The sequence below is a fragment of the Trinickia sp. genome (assembly GCF_051953955.1).
Taxonomy (GTDB): Bacteria; Pseudomonadota; Gammaproteobacteria; order Burkholderiales; family Burkholderiaceae; genus Trinickia.
The window spans coordinates 1-16,674 of record NZ_JBQCIF010000010.1; the positions used below are offsets into that span (position 1 = coordinate 1).

Consider the following 16,674-nt stretch of genomic DNA (forward strand, 5'->3'; position numbering starts at 1 on the left):
CCGTGACCGGCAGCTGGCTCGAAATGGCCTTGAGCTGCAATGCAGTGCTCAGATTGGACATTCCCACTCCCGATGAAAACGTGAAAGCAGCGAACAACCCAACCATCGAAGATTCGATTTAGGGAACCGGCGATTATACCCTTTCCCTCCTCGTTGGGGCGCATAAGTGCATGATTTCGGGCAAAAAACGCGCGCAAGAATCGAACCTTTGCACGGGTGCCGCCGTGCGACTGTTGTTTTTTTGCCCTGGGGCGGGGCGTCTGCAATGGTTGGCGGATGGGTCGGGTTGTGCGCTTTTGCCGTAGAATGTTCGACTTGTTTTTAATTTCACCCCGATTCCGATGGCGAAGACAGCACCCGAAGGCGCGGCCGCGCCCGTGTCCGGCGGCGAACAAGGGGACGCGGCGCTGCCCCAGAACTATGAAGCAGCGGTGGCCGAGTTGGAAGAGCTGGTTTCCCGGATGGAGAGCGGCGCCCTGAGCCTCGAGGAATCGCTGGCCGCGTATCGTCGCGGCGCGGCCCTCGTGGCGTTTTGTCAGCAGCAGCTGGAAAAGGTGGAGCAGCAGGTGCGCGTCCTCGATGGCGAGACGCTCAAGCCCCTGGCCACCGGCACGGCCCCCGCGGACAGCGGAGACGATCTATGACCTTTGAAGAATGGATGCGCGCGGTGCTCGCGCGCGTCGAAGCGGCCCTCGAACGCTACTTGCCGGCAACGGCCATGGAGCCGGCACGCCTGCATGAAGCGATGCGCTATGCCGTGCTCGGCGGCGGCAAGCGCGTGCGGCCGCTGCTCGTGCATGCCGCGGGCGAGTTGACGGGGGCACGGCCCGCGGCGCTCGAGGCGGCTTCGGCGGCGCTCGAAATGATTCACGTCTATTCGCTCGTGCACGACGACATGCCGTGCATGGACGACGACGACCTGCGCCGCGGCAAGCCTACCGTTCACGTGCAGTACGACGAAGCGACGGCGCTGCTCGTCGGTGATGCGTTGCAATCGCAGGCATTCGTCGTGCTGACCGACGAGACGGCCCTCGATGCACGCGCGCAAGCCGCGCTCGTGCGCGAATTGGCGGTGGCGAGCGGCTCGGTCGGCATGGCGGGCGGGCAGGCGATCGACTTGGCGAGCGTCGGCCTCGCGCTGACGCGGCCGCAGCTCGAAACGATGCACCGGATGAAGACGGGCGCGTTGCTGCGCGCATCGGTCCGCATGGGCGCACTGGCGGGGACGGTGCCCGATGCCGACGTTCTGCGCGCGCTCGACGTCTACGCCGCCGCGGTGGGGCTGGCGTTCCAAGTCGTCGACGACATTCTCGACGTCACGACCGATTCCGCCACGCTCGGCAAGACAGCGGGCAAGGACGCGAAGGACGGCAAGCCGACCTACGTGTCGATCATCGGGCTCGACGCCTCGCGCGAGTTGGCGGCGCAATTGCGCCGCGATGCGCACGATGCGCTCGCGCCCTTCGGCGAGCGTGCCCGGCGTCTGGGCGAGCTTGCCGACCTGGTGGTGAACCGGGTGAGTTGAACGCGAAGCCCGCTAGCGCGCGCCATGAGCCTCGAGAAGCGCGGGAAAAAAGCGGGCGCGTAACTTTTCCTACAATGGAACGACGATGTACGACTTGTTGAAAACCATCGACGACCCGGCGGATTTGCGCCGCCTAGACCGCCGTCAATTGAAGCCGCTTGCCGACGAGCTGCGCGCATTCGTGCTCGACAGCGTGTCGCAAACGGGCGGGCATTTGTCGTCGAATCTCGGCACCGTCGAGCTGACGATTGCCTTGCACTACGTATTCGATACGCCGCACGATCGAATCGTTTGGGACGTCGGTCATCAAACTTATCCTCATAAGATTCTGACGGGCCGCCGCGACCGCATGCCGTCGCTGCGTCAGCACGGCGGCATTTCGGGTTTTCCGCGCCGCTCGGAGTCGCAGTACGACACGTTCGGCACCGCTCATTCGAGCACGTCGATCTCGGCTGCGCTCGGCATGGCCATCGCGAGCAAGCTCGAAGGCATCGACCGCTTCTCCATCGCCGTGATCGGCGACGGCGCGATGACGGCCGGCATGGCTTTCGAAGCGATGAACAATGCGGGCGTATGCGACGACGTGCCGCTGCTCGTGATCCTGAACGACAACGACATGTCGATTTCGCCGCCCGTCGGCGCGCTCAATCGCCATTTGGCCCGTTTGATGTCGGGGCGTTTCTATGCGGCCGCCCGTGCGGGCGTGGAGCGCGTGTTGCGCGTCGCCCCGCCGATGCTCGAATTGGCGCGCAAGCTCGAAGAGCACGCGAAGGGCATGGTCGTGCCCGCCACGTTGTTCGAGGAATTCGGCTTCAATTACATCGGGCCGATCGATGGTCACGATCTCGATTCGCTGATCCCGACGCTGCAAAACATCCGTGAATTGCGCGGCCCGCAGTTCCTGCACGTCGTGACGAAAAAGGGCCAAGGCTACAAGTTGGCCGAAGCCGATCCCGTGCTCTATCACGGCCCGGGCAAGTTCAATCCCGCCGAAGGCATCAAGCCCAGCACGACGCCTTCGAAGAAGACGTACACGCAGGTGTTCGGCGAATGGTTGTGCGATGCCGCCGAGCTCGATTCGCGCGTCGTCGGCATCACGCCGGCCATGCGTGAAGGCTCCGGCATGGTCGAGTTCGAAAAGCGTTTCCCGGATCGCTACTTCGACGTGGGCATCGCCGAGCAGCATGCGGTGACGTTCGCGGGCGGCATCGCGACGGAAGGGATGAAGCCCGTCGTCGCCATCTATTCGACGTTCCTGCAGCGTGCATACGATCAATTGATTCACGACGTCGCGTTGCAGAATCTGCCCGTCGTATTCGCGATCGACCGCTCGGGCCTCGTCGGCGCCGATGGCGCGACGCATGCCGGCGCGTACGATCTCGCCTTCCTGCGCTGCGTCCCGAACATGACGGTGATGGCGCCGGCCGACGAAAACGAATGCCGCCAAATGCTGTACACGGCCCTGCAGCAGCCGAATCCGACGGCCGTGCGCTATCCGCGCGGTGCGGGCACGGGCGTGGCGACGGTCAAGCAGATGACGGCGTTGCCGGTGGGGCGGGGCGAGATTCGCCGTCAATCGACGGCTCCGAAGGGCAGCCGAATCGCGATTCTGGCGTTCGGCACGATGGTCGCGCCGTCGCTGGCCGCCGCCGAGGCGCTCGATGCCACGGTGGCCAACATGCGGTTCGTGAAGCCGGTCGATGCCGAACTGCTGCGCGAACTGGCGAAAACGCACGATGCGCTGGTCACGATCGAGGAAGGCTGCATCATGGGTGGCGCGGGTTCGGCTTGCGTGGAATCCCTGCTTGCCGATGGGGTTGTTCGGCCCGTACTACAATTGGGCCTTCCCGACAGCTTCATCGATCATGGCGATCCTGCCAAGCTGTTGGCGGAATGCGGCCTGGACGGCGCGGGCATCGAAAAGTCGATTCGTGCGCGCTTTCTGGAGCCGGCGGCCAAGCTGGCGGCGCAGCGCGTCGCTTGATCCGGGGCTGGCCGCTTAGGCGGCCGCCCGTTCGTTCGGATGTATGCATGGGCCTTCGGGCCCATTTTTCGTTTTATTGGACAAAACAACGATGAACCAAATGAACCCCGCCTTCGTGATGCCTGACGTGCAGAGCACGGCCGACACGCGGCAGATTCCGATTCAGCGCGTCGGGGTCAAGGGCGTGCGTCATCCGTTGACGGTGCGCAGCGCGAGCGGCGAAGTGCAGCCGACGGTGGGAATGTGGAATCTGGACGTGCATCTGCCCGCGCATCAGAAAGGCACGCACATGTCGCGTTTCGTGGCCCTGCTCGAGGAGAACAAGGCGCCGCTCGAAGCCGCGACGTTCCGCAAGATGCTGGCCGACATGCTCGCCAAGCTCGAAGCGACGGCCGGCCGCATCGAAGTGGCGTTCCCATACTTCGTGCCGAAGACGGCCCCGGTGTCGGGCGTCTCCAGCTTGCTCGATTACGAGGTGACGCTGACGGGGCAGGCGCGCGATGGCGAAGTTCGCACGTTCATGCGCGTTCTCGTTCCCGTGACGAGCCTGTGCCCGTGCTCCAAAGAGATCTCGCAATACGGCGCGCACAATCAGCGTTCGCATGTGACGATCGAAGTCGAGCTCGTCGCCGATTTGCCGGTCGAGGCGTTGATTCGCATGGCCGAGGAAGAGGCGTCGTGCGAATTGTGGGGATTGCTGAAGCGGCCCGACGAGAAGTTCGTGACGGAGCGCGCTTACGAGAATCCGAAGTTCGTCGAAGACCTCGTGCGCGACGTGGCGCAGCGGCTCAACGAAGACGCGCGCATCGTGTCGTACGTGCTCGAGGCGGAAAACTTCGAATCGATCCACAACCACAGCGCTTATGCGGTCATCGAGCACGACAAGCGCAACGTCGCCGCTTGACGGCGTAGGGCTCGACCGTCGAGCCCTACGTTGCTGCAGCGCTGGACCGTTGGATTGCTAGCGTCACCTTCGCCGCGCGATGGCTTCGATGGCTTCGACAGATCCGGCTATCGCGCGAGCGACGATAAATCCCAGCGCGGCTTGACCGTGAACGCGTAGTCTTTGTTCGCTTGCTCGGGCCAGCGCTGCAGCCGCAATGCGCCGGCCAGCGCGATCATCGCGCCGTTGTCCGTGCACAGCGAAAGGTCGGGGTAGTGAACGTCGAAGCCGCGCTTCTTGGCGGCGGCCGACAGCGCCTCGCGCAGTTGCCGATTCGCGCCCACGCCTCCTGCGACGACGAGACGCTTGAGTCGTGTCTTCTTCAGCGCTGCCAGCGATTTCGCCATGAGTACTTCGACGGCGGCGTCGACGAAGCCGCGCGCCAAATCGGCTTTTTCTTGTTCGCAGACATTGGCGCCGAGTTGCTTCGTGTGCGTGAGGACGGCGGTTTTCAAACCGCTGAAGCTGAAATCGAGGTTGCCCGAGTGGAGCATCGGCCGCGGCAGCGTGAACGTGCCCGGCGTGCCGAACTCGGCGAGCCGGGACACCTCCGGCCCGCCCGGATAGCCGAGACCGAGCAGCTTGGCGGTCTTGTCGAAGGCTTCTCCTGCCGCATCGTCGAGCGTTTCGCCGAGCGTTTCGTACACGCCCACCTCGCTCACGCGCATGAGCTGGGTGTGGCCGCCCGAGACGAGCAGGGCGACGAACGGGAACGGCGGCGGCTCATCGACGAGCAGCGGCGACAGCAGATGCCCCTCGAGGTGATGGATGCCGATGGTCGGCTTGTCCCACGCCATCGCCAGCGCATTGGCGATGCTGGCGCCGACGAGCAGCGCACCGGCAAGCCCGGGGCCCTGCGTGAAGGCGATTGCATCGATATCGGCGCGCGACGCGTTCGAGCGGGCGAGGACGTCCTCGAGCAGCGGCAGCGCCCGGCGGATGTGGTCGCGCGACGCGAGCTCGGGAACGACCCCGCCGTATTCGCGGTGCATGGCGATTTGTGAATGCAACGCGTGTGCGAGCAGGCCGCGCTCGGTGTCGTAGAGCGCGAGCCCGGTTTCGTCGCACGAGCTTTCGATGCCGAGAACGAGCATGGGGTGTGGGCAGAGGTGACTGCGGCCGGTGCTTGGCCGTCACCGCGAGGAGAGCGTGAAAAACACAAAAGTATAACAGTGCGCCGTGCCGGGCCGCTTGCGCAGGTAAAATGCGCGCCATGGAATCTTTCGACATCGCTGTCATCGGCGCGGGCGCTGCCGGCATGATGTGCGCGGCAGTCGCCGGACAGCGCGGCGCGCGCGTCGTCCTCATCGATCATGCGCCGCGCTTGGCGGAGAAAATCCGCATCTCGGGCGGCGGCCGCTGCAACTTCACGAACCTTCAAGCGGGCCCGGCCAACTATATTTCGGCCAACTCGCACTTCTGTCGATCGGCGCTGGCACGCTATACGCCGCGCGACTTCCTTGCCTTGCTGAAGTCGCATCGCGTCACATGGCACGAGAAGCACCGCGGCCAGCTCTTTTGCGACCATTCGAGCGAATCGGTCATCGACATGCTGAAGGCCGAGTGCGACACCGGCCGCATCGCTTGGCGGCGCCCTGTCGCCGTCGAGGCCGTGCGTCGCGGCGAGGCGGCCGGCTTTGCGCTCGATACGAACGCCGGTGAAATCGCCGCGCGAGCGCTCGTCATTGCGACGGGCGGCTTGTCGATCCCCAAGATCGGGGCGACCGACTTTGCCTATCGCGTCGCGAAGCAATTCGGTCACAAGCTCGTCGACATGCGGCCGGCGCTCGTGCCGCTGACGTTTGCATCGGATGAATGGTCGCCGTTCTCGACGTTGGCCGGCGTGTCGTTGGAAGTGGAAGTGACGACGGGGCCGAAGGGCGCGCAAGGCTCGTTCGTCGAGGATTTGCTGTTTACGCACCGAGGCCTGTCGGGCCCGGGCATTCTCCAAACCTCGAGTTACTGGCGCAGCGGCGATCCCATCGTGATCGATCTGCTGCCGGGCCGCGACGTCGCCGCCGAATTGCTCGAGGCCAAAGCGAGCGGCACGAAGCGGCAGATCGGCAATCTGCTCGCGCAGTGGCTGCCCGCACGCCTTGCCCATGCCTGGCTCGAGGCGCACGACGTCTCGGCCGAGGCGCGCTTGCTCGATTTGTCCGATAAAACGCTGCGCCGCCTCGGCGAGGCGTTTTCGCGATGGCGCGTGACTCCATCGGGCACCGAGGGCTACCGCAAAGCCGAGGTGACGAAAGGCGGCGTCGATACGAGGGACGTGTCGTCGTCGACGATGATGAGCTCGCGCGTGCCCGGGCTCTACTTCATCGGCGAAGCCGTCGACGTCACGGGCTGGCTCGGCGGGTACAACTTCCAGTGGGCCTGGGCGTCGGGTGTGGCGGCAGGCGAAGCCGCATACGAATTTACACGTAGTGCTTGACAAATTTCGTGTAAATGTGCAGAAGGTCTGCTATACTCCCGGACCTTTGGGAAAATTTCCTTTTCGGAAACATGACGATCATCCGCGTAAAAGAAAACGAGCCCTTCGAAGTCGCGATGCGCCGCTTCAAGCGCACGATCGAGAAGAACGGTCTGTTGACCGAGCTTCGCGCGCGCGAGTTCTTCGAAAAGCCGACGGCCGAGCGCAAGCGCAAGAAGGCTGCTGCCGTGAAGCGCCACTTCAAGCGCCTGCGCAGCCAGATGCTTCCGAAAAAATTCTATTGATTTGCCTTACGCCGGCCGGCTTCGGCCGTTTGCACGCGTTTTGCGCGAAACCCGCTTGAGGGAAGGTCCCAAGCGGGTTTTTGCGCTCATGTGGCTGCGCTTGCGTTATCCCATTCAGTTGTTCCTTCTTGCATTCGGGTGAAAGATGAGTCTGAAAGATCGCATCAACGACGACATGAAAGCCGCCATGCGCGCGCGCGAAACGGGCCGCCTGTCCACGATTCGCTTGCTGTTGGCCGCGATCAAGCAACGTGAGGTCGACGAACGCGTCACACTCGACGATGCAGCGGTCACGGGCGTCATCGACAAGATGATCAAGCAACGCAAGGACTCGATCAGCCAATTCGAAGCCGCCGGCCGCACCGATCTCGTCGACCAGGAGCGTGCCGAGCTAGCCGTGCTGACGGCTTATATGCCGGCCCAGCTTTCCGAAGCGGAAATCGCCGAGCAGGTGCAGGCAGCCGTCGCCGAGACCGGTGCCGCCGGCCCGCAGGACATGGGCAAGGTCATGGCGGTGCTCAAAGGCAAGCTGGCGGGCCGGGCCGACATGACGGCGGTGTCGGGGCTCGTGAAGGCGGCATTGGCCAAGTAATCGCCAACTCGACGCAGGAGGCATCGCCGGCGCATGCGCTCGGCGGGCACTTCGGAGTCGTCGGTTCCGCTCCCCTATCGCTCGTGATTCCGGCCGCTTTCCTTCAGGATCTGCTCAACCGCATCGACATCGTCGATGTGGTGGGCAAGTACGTCCAGCTCAAAAAGGGCGGCGCGAACTTCATGGGCCTGTGCCCATTCCACAACGAGAAAAGTCCTTCGTTCACCGTGAGCCCGACCAAGCAGTTCTATCACTGCTTCGGATGCGGCGCGCACGGCACGGCGATCGGTTTCTTGATGGAGCACGCGGGCCTCTCGTTCCCGGAGGCCGTCGGCGATCTTGCCCAATCGGTCGGCTTGACGGTCCCGCAGGAGCCGTCGCCCATGCGCGGTGGCTATGGCGGCGACAAGGGCGGCTCGGGCTCGGAGCGATTCGCTCCGGCCGACGGCAGGGCGGCCGCGGCATTGTCGGATCTGATGCAGGCGGCTTGCGACTACTACCGCAAGGCCTTGCGCGGTGCGCCGCAGGCGATCCAGTACCTGAAAAAGCGCGGGCTGACCGGCGAAATCGCGGCGCGTTTCGGGCTCGGTTACGCGCCCGATGGATGGCAGAACCTCGAGGCCGTCTTTCCCAATTACCACGACGAGGGGCTCGCCGAAGCGGGGCTCGTCATCGTCAGCGAGAAACTCGACGCCCAGGGGCAGCCGCGTCGTTACGACCGCTTTCGCGAGCGGATCATGTTCCCGATCCGCAACGTGAAAGGGCAGGTGATCGGCTTCGGCGGGCGCGTGCTCGACGGCGGCGAGCCGAAGTATTTGAATTCGCCGGAAACGCCGCTATTTAGTAAGGGAAGCGAACTGTACGGGCTTTTCGAGGCGCGCTTGGCGATACGCGAGGCGCGTTCGGTGCTCGTGGTGGAAGGGTATATGGACGTCGTCGCGCTGGCACAGCTCGGATTTCCGAATGCCGTTGCGACCCTTGGCACGGCCTGCACGCCGATTCACGTGCAAAAGCTGTTGCGCCAAACGGATACCGTCATTTTCAGTTTCGACGGCGATGCGGCCGGACGGCGCGCGGCGCGCCGGGCGCTCGACGCCTGCTTGCCGCACGCTGCCGACAACCGCACGATCCGGTTCCTCTTCCTGCCGACGGAGCACGATCCCGACAGCTACATCCGGGAGTTCGGCAAGGACGCGTTTTCGGAGCAGATCGAGCATGCGCTTCCGCTTTCGCAGTTCATGCTGAACGAGGTGCTGGCCGGCAAGGAACTCGATACGCCGGAAGGCCGGGCGCGTGCGTTGTTCGATGCAAAGCCGCTGCTGCAGGCGCTGCCAGCCAACGCATTGCGGGCGCAGATCATGCATATGTTCGCCGATCGGCTGAATGTGCCGTTCGATGAAGTTGCCGAATTATGCAACGTCGATACGCGCATCGCACCGCCGGCGCGGCGGGCTCCGGCGCGGAAGGACAGGCGCCGGGTCACGGGAATCGAGGAGCGCGCGTTGCGCAATTTGGTCATGTATCCGCGCATCGTGTCGGTGCTGGACGAAGAGAGCGAGGACAGCCTCTTCAACCAGACTCACCATGGCGAGTTGTTCGCGGAGGCGGCCACCCATGCACGCGCGCTGGGCGATACGGCGGAATTTCGTCTGCTGTCGGACCTGCTCAGAAATGGGGCCAATGCTGCGACTTTCGAAGAAATCTTCCGCGAAATTCTGGTCTATGATGAAAACGTGCGCGATCTGTTGCTGCACGACGCGGAAGACGCCGCGGCGGCCGAGCAGCAACAAGAGAGCGAGCGCATTGCCGCCGAGGAATTCCAGGCGGCCATCTTGAAGATCCGCTATGACGCGTGCTGCGAGCGGCTGGAACGGTTGTCGCGCCAGTCGAAGCTCACACCGGACGAAATCGAACAATTCGCGGAATTGAACCGACAGCGAGCCGACATGAAACGGAGGCTGGGCCTATGACTTCGGAAGAGGGACTATCCCGTGTGTGCTATAATAAAAGGTTTTCAGCGGTTTAGTTTGTCTTTTCAAAGCAGGGGCGCTGATGCAGAGGCGAGATAGCGATGGCAAAGGCAACGATGGCAAAGACTATGAGCGAAAAGGTGGCCGCGAAGGCGGCTGCCGAGGCGGCGGAGAAGCGCGCGACGGGGACGAGCAAGGGCGGCGCCCGGGGTTCCGTCCAGCGCACGGCGGCGCCGGCGCGCAAAGTCGTCGTTGCCGAAACCGCTGACGCTTCTGGCGGCAAAAGATCGGCTGCGGGCGCAGCCGGGCGGGTCGGCAAGGGATCGGCAGGCTCGGGGGCTGTGAGAACTTCGGCGGCAGCCGCCGATATGATGAAGGCGGCCAAGACGTCCGCCAAGCCGGAGACGAGGGCCGCCGCCGCGAGGCGTGCTGGTTCGAAAAGCGCAGAGGGCGCGGCTGCCACGCCGGACGATTCGGCAGTGCGCGATACCCGAGTATCCACGGTGCAACCGGCTGAAGTCCAGCAGCCGCGAGTCGAGACTAGAGCCGGTACGGCGAACTCCATGACGAAAAAGCTGAACGAAGTATCCGTCGATGACGACGCAACGCAAGCCGACGAGCAGCAAGTTGCTCCGGGCAAGGGCGAGAAAGCTAAGGCGCGCGATCGTCGCGCCAAGGAAAAGGCGCTGCTGAAGGACGCGTTCGCGTCGACTCAGCCGGGCACGGCGGAGGAGCTCGAAGAGCGCCGTTCGAAGCTGCGCGCGCTGATCAAGCTCGGCAAGGAGCGTGGCTTTCTGACGTATGCGGAAATCAACGATCACCTGCCCGACAACTTTGCCGAGACCGAGGCGATCGAAGGTATCATCAGCACGTTCAACGACATGGGCGTGGCCGTCTACGAGCAGGCGCCCGATGCCGAAACGCTGCTGTTGAACGACAACGCGCCGGCCGTTTCGTCGGACGACGAAGTCGAGGAAGAAGCCGAAGTTGCGCTGTCCACCGTCGATTCGGAGTTCGGCCGCACGACGGATCCGGTTCGGATGTACATGCGCGAAATGGGCACGGTGGAGTTGCTCACGCGCGAAGGCGAAATCGAGATCGCGAAGCGGATCGAAGACGGCCTGAAGCACATGGTGATGGCGATTTCGGCTTGCCCGACGACGATCGCGGACATCCTGGCGATGGCCGAGCGCGTCGCGAACGATGAGATTCGTATCGACGAGCTCGTGGACGGCTTGATCGATCCGAACGCGGAAGACACCGACGGCTTCTCGGCACAAGAGGCCGAAGCGATCGAGAGCGAGACCGAAGAGGAAGAGGAAGAAGAGGCCGACGAGGAAGAAGAGGACGACGGCACGGCGCAGGCTACGGCCAATGCGGCGCAGCTCGAGGCGCTCAAGCGCACGTCGCTCGAGAAGTTCGCGCTGATCAGCGAGTGGTTCGACAAGATGCGCCGCGCCTTCGAGAAGGAAGGCTACAAGTCGAAGTCGTACCTGAAGGCGCAAGAGACGATCCAAAACGAACTGATGTCGATCCGCTTCACGGCGCGCACGGTCGAGCGTTTGTGCGACACGTTGCGTGCGCAAGTGGACGAAGTGCGTCAGGTCGAGCGTCAGATTCTGCACATCGTCGTCGACAAGTGCGGCATGCCGCGTTCGGAGTTCATCGCGCGCTTCCCGAGCAACGAGACCGATCTCGACTGGGCCGAGAAGGTCGTGGCGGAAGGCCATTCGTTCAGCGCGATCCTGTCGCGCAACATCCCGGCCATTCGTGAGCAGCAGCAGCGTTTGCTCGATTTGCAGGCGCGCGTCGTTCTGCCGCTGAAGGATTTGAAGGAAACGAACCGTCAGATGGCGGCCGGCGAATTGAAGGCGCGGCAGGCCAAGCGCGAGATGACGGAGGCGAACCTGCGTCTCGTGATTTCGATCGCGAAGAAGTACACGAACCGTGGCTTGCAGTTCCTCGACTTGATCCAGGAAGGCAACATCGGCTTGATGAAGGCGGTGGACAAGTTCGAATACCGCCGCGGCTACAAGTTCTCGACTTACGCGACGTGGTGGATTCGCCAGGCCATTACGCGTTCGATCGCGGACCAGGCGCGCACCATTCGTATTCCGGTTCACATGATCGAGACGATCAACAAGATGAATCGTATTTCGCGGCAGATTTTGCAGGAGACGGGCCTCGAGCCCGATCCGGCGACGCTCGCGGAAAAGATGGAGATGCCTGAGGACAAGATCCGCAAGATCATGAAGATCGCGAAGGAGCCGATCTCCATGGAAACGCCGATCGGCGACGACGACGATTCGCACCTCGGCGATTTCATCGAGGATTCGAACACGGTTGCGCCGTCGGATGCCGCGTTGCACGCGAGCATGCGCGACGTCGTGAAGGACGTGCTCGATTCGTTGACGCCGCGCGAAGCGAAGGTGCTGCGCATGCGTTTCGGTATCGAAATGAGTACGGATCACACGTTGGAAGAAGTCGGCAAGCAGTTCGACGTGACGCGCGAGCGGATCCGTCAGATCGAGGCGAAGGCGCTGCGCAAGCTGCGTCACCCGAGCCGGTCGGACAAGCTGAAGTCGTTCCTCGAAGGGAACTGATTCGCTGCGATAGGTTGATGTGGTGCGAGGCCCGGGTTGATATGCCGGGCCTTTTTTATCGCTGTGCTTTCGAATTCTCGTTTATTGGGCCTTTGCTATTTGCATGTCGTGGCATTAGCCGATAGACTCGCAATCTTTCCGCGAAGCCGTTCGTTGCATCGTGGATGCCGACACCGCCACTCACAGAGAATTCGAAACAGTGGCGCGAGACGGGCCGGACGCCGTGCTGGTTGCAGGCAGCGGACTCATAATCCGCCTCCGAAAGGACACCGTGGGTTCGACTCCCACCCGGCCCACCATTCTTTCTTTCGATGTGTTCCGCAGGGATCGTTGAAAGCCGAGCTGCGTGCGCCCTTTAAGCTACCCCCTGTTCCATCTGCCTCCGTCGAGATCCGTTGATTCCCTGCGAGCCGTCGCAACGCGTGTCTTTTTGGTCGCAGGTTCCTGGCGAAAGCTGTCAAGCCATTGGAGGTGGCGCAACCATGTGTGCGGCATACGTACTATGTCGGGACGCAATAGTGGTACGGCGAATCGCGCGGGACCAATGATGGCGGGCTTTTGGGGGCGATGTGCAACGCGGCGGAGGCAGCGCTCCGTGATTTCACTTATTTGACGTCGCCGAAGGTGGAAGCCACGATACGTTGCCCAATGGAAGGCGCGCTGGGAAACGAACGTTTGTTTTGCGGCCGAAATTCCAGCGAGTCCACTGGGTTCATCTTTAAATACTTTCGGACTACGCAGGAGACCGCCGATGAGCCGGAATCAGCCGATCAACGTACAGACCTTCATCAACGAGCACCCCTTCGGTAGATTTCAATGGCTCGTCTTCTTCGTGTGCTTTGTCATCGTCTTGCTAGACGGGTTCGACACAGCCTCCATCGGTTTTGTTGCGCCTGCGCTGCTGACGGAATGGCATCTTGGCAAACCCGACCTTGCCCCTGTACTGAGTGCGGCTCTATTCGGCCTCGCCTGCGGATCGCTGACTGCCGGCCCGCTTTCGGATCGCCTGGGCCGTCGTTCCTTGTTGCTCTGGGCCGTGCTTTTGTTCGGCATGGCCTGCTTGGGCTCGGCGTTTGCCCAGACGCTGGAGCAGCTTACGGTCTTGCGGTTCGTGACGGGCCTTGGGCTTGGCGCTGCGATGCCTAACGCGGTGACGCTGATGGGTGAGTTCTGCCCGGATCGGCGTCGTGCGACGATCATCAATCTCATGTTCTGCGGTTTTCCACTCGGCGCTGCGGCGGGAGGGTTCCTCGCCGCTTGGATGATCCCTCATTTCGGTTGGCGCAGCGTACTGATTTTCGGCGGTGTTACGCCGTTGCTGCTTGCGATTCTGGCTGCGGCGCAAATGCCAGAGTCCGTTCGTTTTATGGTTGCACGCGCGATGCCGAACGAGCGTATTCAAGCCACACTCGCCCGTATTTCGCCCGCGGCGCTCAGCGCGGAGCGCTTCACGCTGACCGAAGCTGCATCGTCGAACGGTCGTAGCGGCGTCAACGTGGTGCTCTCCAAGCCCTACCTCGTGGGCTCAGTGATGCTGTGGCTCGCCTATTTCATGGGGTTGGTGATTTTCTACGCCTCGATCAATTGGATGCCGATCCTGCTCAAGGACGCCGGGCTTCCGCTCAAGAGTGCGACGCTCGTTTCGGCGCTGTTCCCGTTAGGGGGGGTAGGTGCCGTGTTGTCGGGTGTGTTGATGGACCGCTTCAATGCCAATCGAGTGATTGCGGTCTGCTATGGCCTCACAGCCGTCAGTGTTTATGCCATCGGACAAGCTGCCGGAAATATCGGTGCGCTGGTTGCCGTTATCTTCCTCGCCGGCTTGCTGATGAATACAGCCCAATCTTCGATGCCAGCCCTAGCCGCCGCGTTTTATCCTACCGCAGGGCGCGGAACGGGGGTCGCATGGATGCTTGGGGTCGGCCGATTTGGGGGCATCGCGGGATCTTTCCTAGTCGCCGAACTGGCGCGTCGTCACTTCAGCTTCGCTGATATCTTCGCGACGGTGGCTGTAGCGGGGGCTGTCGCCTCTGTAGGTTTGCTCGTCAAGCAGCTTGCTGCGCCGCAAGCGCCGACAAGTTCGGTCGGAGCGGAATCCGTTTCTCATTGATTCGGCGGCAGGACTTTCGCTGTTCTCTTTCGACACCGCGACTTGCGCAACTCAGGTCGCGAAGCCGTGACGCCGTCATTTGGGCCACTCGTCGAGCGCATCGTTATACAACTCGGCAACAAGGGTGCGTAACCAGACGGTTCGTGCATCGTTGTGAAATTTGCGGTGCCAGTGCTGTCGGAGATCAAAGCGCGGTAACGGCAGTGGAGGCTCGACTAGTACGATTGAGGCGTGCTCAGTCGAATAGGCGTAGCCGATCGCGTGCGGAACGGTCGCGATGAGATCGGTGCGGCTCAAGATATACGGCAGGCTCATGAAGTGCGATGTCTCCAGGACGGCACGTCGCACGAGACGTCGCTTGGCTAGATACTTTTCGAGCACCTCTTGGCTGCGGCCTTCCGCACGCACGACAGCATGGCCGCATGCGAGGAACTGCTTTAGCGAGAAGTGCTCCGAAGCGAGCGGGTGGTCGCGCCGCATGAGGCAGATGAAGCGGTGCGTGAAGAGTCTTTGTTGAAAGAAGTTGGTGCCGCGCAGGTCGGGGAAGTAGCCAACTGCAAGGTCGATGCTGCCTGCTTCCAACCCGCGTTCGACGTCGGCGTGAGGTAGCGACACGGAGCGCAGATTTGCGAGTGGCGCGCGTCGCGCGAACTCCTGTAAAAGGCGCGGCAGGAACACGATTTCGCCTACGTCCGATAGCGCGATCGAAAACGTGTGCTTGCTAGTTGCAGGATCGAAGTCGCGTGGCGCGACGAGCCCGTGCTCAATGCGGGCCAGCGCGTCGCGGGCTGCGGGAATGAGCACGAGTGCATATGCCGTGGGCTCCATTCCGCGCGACGTGCGCACGAAAAGCGGATCGCCGAAGTATTCCCGCAGCTTGCCGAGTGCGGCGCTCACGCGCGGCTGGCTGACACCCAGCAGGTCGCCTGCGCGGCTCACATTGCGCGTCTCTTCGAGTGCGACTAGGTAAGGGATCAGATTCAGGTCGAGTTCAGACATGGTCGCGGGGGAATCTCGTTGTCGCGGATGCTGATCGTTCGCTTGCTTCAACGTTTGCTCGTCCTGCTCGGATGACGTCCGGGGGAGGCATTTCAACGGCCTTCTAGCACGAAGTTGCGGCAGTATGGCATTAAAGAATTCGCCGTGCATCCCTACGCTGGCTCCCATGCCATACGACATGGCTCGGCAGTTCAACCACCAATGCTGAGAAGGCTTCAGTCAGAGTTGGAAGTGGATTAAGCTGGGCTGAAACGCGAGCGGCGCTCGCAAATCCGAAGCGATTGCCTGTCCGGCCGCGCAGGAATGATGGCCGAACGCCAATCCTCGTCGCGACCAACGACGCGTGGAGAAATCGATGTCGACACACTCACCACTTGCAATTCATCACGACACGGTGCGGCCCGAATGGGTCGACTATAACGGTCATCTGCGCGACGCGTTCTACGTACTCATCTTCAGCTTCGCGTCCGATGCGTTGACCGACTTCATTGGTCTCGATGAAACAGCCCGCAAAACACGCAGGCGTTCGATCTACACGTTGGAAGCGCATGTCAACTACCTGCGCGAGATCAAGGAAGGGGTTCAGGTACGCGTCGACGTGCGGGTCCTTGCATACGATGCGAAGCGACTGCATGTGTACTTCGAGATGTTCAAACACGACGCGCCCGAGCCGATCGCCGTGAGCGAACAGTTACTTGCGCACGTTGATACGAGCGGGCCCAAAACGGTACCGTTCGACCCGGACGTCCGGGCTCGCATCGAAGCCCTCGCGGCCTCCCATGCGGCTTTGCGGAACGCGCACTATGCAGGACGCGTGATTGGTCTACCGGTGCGGAGCACCAAGTGAGGGTTTTGCATGACTTTCGCCGCGGGAGCGATCCGCGCGGTTCGAGTACGACGCACAACGCGTTTATTGCTGCTAGCCGCCCCTGGACGCGACCCTTGCTTCAGGCGCCCAGGCCTGCGGGAAATCCCACGCCCGCAGCGCTGGAGTCATGGCTTGGACGTCATACTCGACCAGTCGATGGATGTAGAACGAATCCTGTGCCAGCAACGCGTCGAGTTCAGAACGATCTTCGCAGTGTGCGAGTACCATCGCGGCGAGGGCTCGTGCCCGCTGTACGCGCATTCATTGATTTTCTCGGCATCGAGCTGTCCGACATGACGGCGCGTTCCAATCGGAGCTTCGCGGAGCTCAGCCAGCGTGATCACGGATAGTTCGCGCTGAACGCT

The 16,674-nt window shown here is 62.5% G+C and carries 14 protein-coding genes, 1 tRNA gene and 1 pseudogene; 12 read left to right on the forward strand and 4 right to left on the reverse strand.

What is annotated here, in order from left to right; genetic code table 11:
• The first annotated feature begins 341 nt into the window (after window positions 1–341).
• From ACTHNZ_RS01845 to folE2, 4 genes are all read left to right on the forward strand, one after another.
• Window positions 342–644 carry an exodeoxyribonuclease VII small subunit gene (locus tag ACTHNZ_RS01845; protein WP_440540787.1) on the forward strand — a complete coding sequence of 101 codons (303 nt, stop codon included), beginning with the start codon at window positions 342–344 and terminating at the stop codon, window positions 642–644.
• Window positions 641–1,525, forward strand: coding sequence for a polyprenyl synthetase family protein (locus tag ACTHNZ_RS01850; RefSeq protein ID WP_440540788.1), 885 nt, complete (start codon window positions 641–643; stop codon window positions 1,523–1,525). The genes ACTHNZ_RS01845 and ACTHNZ_RS01850 overlap by 4 nt, the downstream gene beginning before the upstream one ends.
• A gap of 85 nt (window positions 1,526–1,610) precedes the next feature.
• A complete protein-coding gene (gene dxs, locus ACTHNZ_RS01855) occupies window positions 1,611–3,509 on the forward strand; it encodes a 1-deoxy-D-xylulose-5-phosphate synthase (protein WP_440540789.1) in 1,899 nt (632 codons plus the stop codon).
• Between the two features lie 91 nt (window positions 3,510–3,600).
• Window positions 3,601–4,413: a GTP cyclohydrolase FolE2 gene (folE2, locus tag ACTHNZ_RS01860; protein WP_440540790.1), complete on the forward strand. Its 813-nt coding sequence runs from the start codon at window positions 3,601–3,603 to the stop codon at window positions 4,411–4,413.
• Window positions 4,414–4,520: 107 nt separating this feature from the next.
• On the opposite strand, the gene tsaD is transcribed toward folE2, so the two are convergent.
• Window positions 4,521–5,546, reverse strand: coding sequence for a tRNA (adenosine(37)-N6)-threonylcarbamoyltransferase complex transferase subunit TsaD (gene tsaD, locus ACTHNZ_RS01865; protein ID WP_440540791.1), 1,026 nt, complete (start codon window positions 5,544–5,546; stop codon window positions 4,521–4,523).
• A 62-nt stretch (window positions 5,547–5,608) separates the two neighbouring features.
• Between tsaD and ACTHNZ_RS01870 the strand changes: the two are divergent.
• From ACTHNZ_RS01870 to dnaG, 4 genes and pseudogenes are all read left to right on the forward strand, one after another.
• Window positions 5,609–6,886: pseudogene (locus ACTHNZ_RS01870) on the forward strand (NAD(P)/FAD-dependent oxidoreductase); the annotation flags it as partial.
• Between the two features lie 71 nt (window positions 6,887–6,957).
• Complete coding sequence (gene rpsU / locus ACTHNZ_RS01875) at window positions 6,958–7,170, forward strand: 30S ribosomal protein S21 (protein ID WP_115533772.1); 213 nt, start codon at window positions 6,958–6,960, stop codon at window positions 7,168–7,170.
• 145 nt (window positions 7,171–7,315) lie between these two features.
• Window positions 7,316–7,762 carry a GatB/YqeY domain-containing protein gene (locus tag ACTHNZ_RS01880; protein ID WP_440540792.1) on the forward strand — a complete coding sequence of 149 codons (447 nt, stop codon included), beginning with the start codon at window positions 7,316–7,318 and terminating at the stop codon, window positions 7,760–7,762.
• An 83-nt stretch (window positions 7,763–7,845) separates the two neighbouring features.
• Complete coding sequence (gene dnaG, locus ACTHNZ_RS01885) at window positions 7,846–9,732, forward strand: DNA primase (protein WP_440540793.1); 1,887 nt, start codon at window positions 7,846–7,848, stop codon at window positions 9,730–9,732.
• A gap of 52 nt (window positions 9,733–9,784) precedes the next feature.
• On the opposite strand, the gene ACTHNZ_RS01890 is transcribed toward dnaG, so the two are convergent.
• Window positions 9,785–10,117: a hypothetical protein gene (locus ACTHNZ_RS01890; RefSeq protein ID WP_440540794.1), complete on the reverse strand. Its 333-nt coding sequence runs from the start codon at window positions 10,115–10,117 to the stop codon at window positions 9,785–9,787.
• On the opposite strand from ACTHNZ_RS01890, the gene rpoD reads away from it, so the two are divergent.
• From rpoD to ACTHNZ_RS01905, 3 genes are all read left to right on the forward strand, one after another.
• Window positions 10,101–12,335, forward strand: a complete 2,235-nt coding sequence (gene rpoD / locus ACTHNZ_RS01895; protein ID WP_440540795.1) for an RNA polymerase sigma factor RpoD — start codon at window positions 10,101–10,103, stop codon at window positions 12,333–12,335. The two genes, ACTHNZ_RS01890 and rpoD, sit on opposite strands and share 17 nt — an antisense overlap.
• Before the next feature lie 211 nt (window positions 12,336–12,546).
• Window positions 12,547–12,634, forward strand: a tRNA-Ile gene (locus tag ACTHNZ_RS01900).
• A 452-nt stretch (window positions 12,635–13,086) separates the two neighbouring features.
• The gene (locus ACTHNZ_RS01905; RefSeq protein ID WP_440540796.1) at window positions 13,087–14,442 is read left to right on the forward strand and encodes an MFS transporter; all 1,356 of its coding nucleotides are present in this window, start codon (window positions 13,087–13,089) and stop codon (window positions 14,440–14,442) included.
• A gap of 75 nt (window positions 14,443–14,517) precedes the next feature.
• Here the strand turns inward: ACTHNZ_RS01905 and ACTHNZ_RS01910 are convergent, their stop codons facing one another.
• A complete protein-coding gene (locus ACTHNZ_RS01910; protein WP_440540798.1) occupies window positions 14,518–15,441 on the reverse strand; it encodes a LysR family transcriptional regulator in 924 nt (307 codons plus the stop codon).
• 355 nt (window positions 15,442–15,796) lie between these two features.
• Between ACTHNZ_RS01910 and ACTHNZ_RS01915 the strand changes: the two genes are divergently transcribed.
• Window positions 15,797–16,288: a thioesterase family protein gene (locus ACTHNZ_RS01915; protein ID WP_440540799.1), complete on the forward strand. Its 492-nt coding sequence runs from the start codon at window positions 15,797–15,799 to the stop codon at window positions 16,286–16,288.
• A 146-nt stretch (window positions 16,289–16,434) separates the two neighbouring features.
• On the opposite strand, the gene ACTHNZ_RS01920 is transcribed toward ACTHNZ_RS01915, so the two are convergent.
• The coding region (locus ACTHNZ_RS01920; RefSeq protein ID WP_440540797.1) for a hypothetical protein at window positions 16,435–16,674 on the reverse strand (240 nt) is incomplete at its 5' end.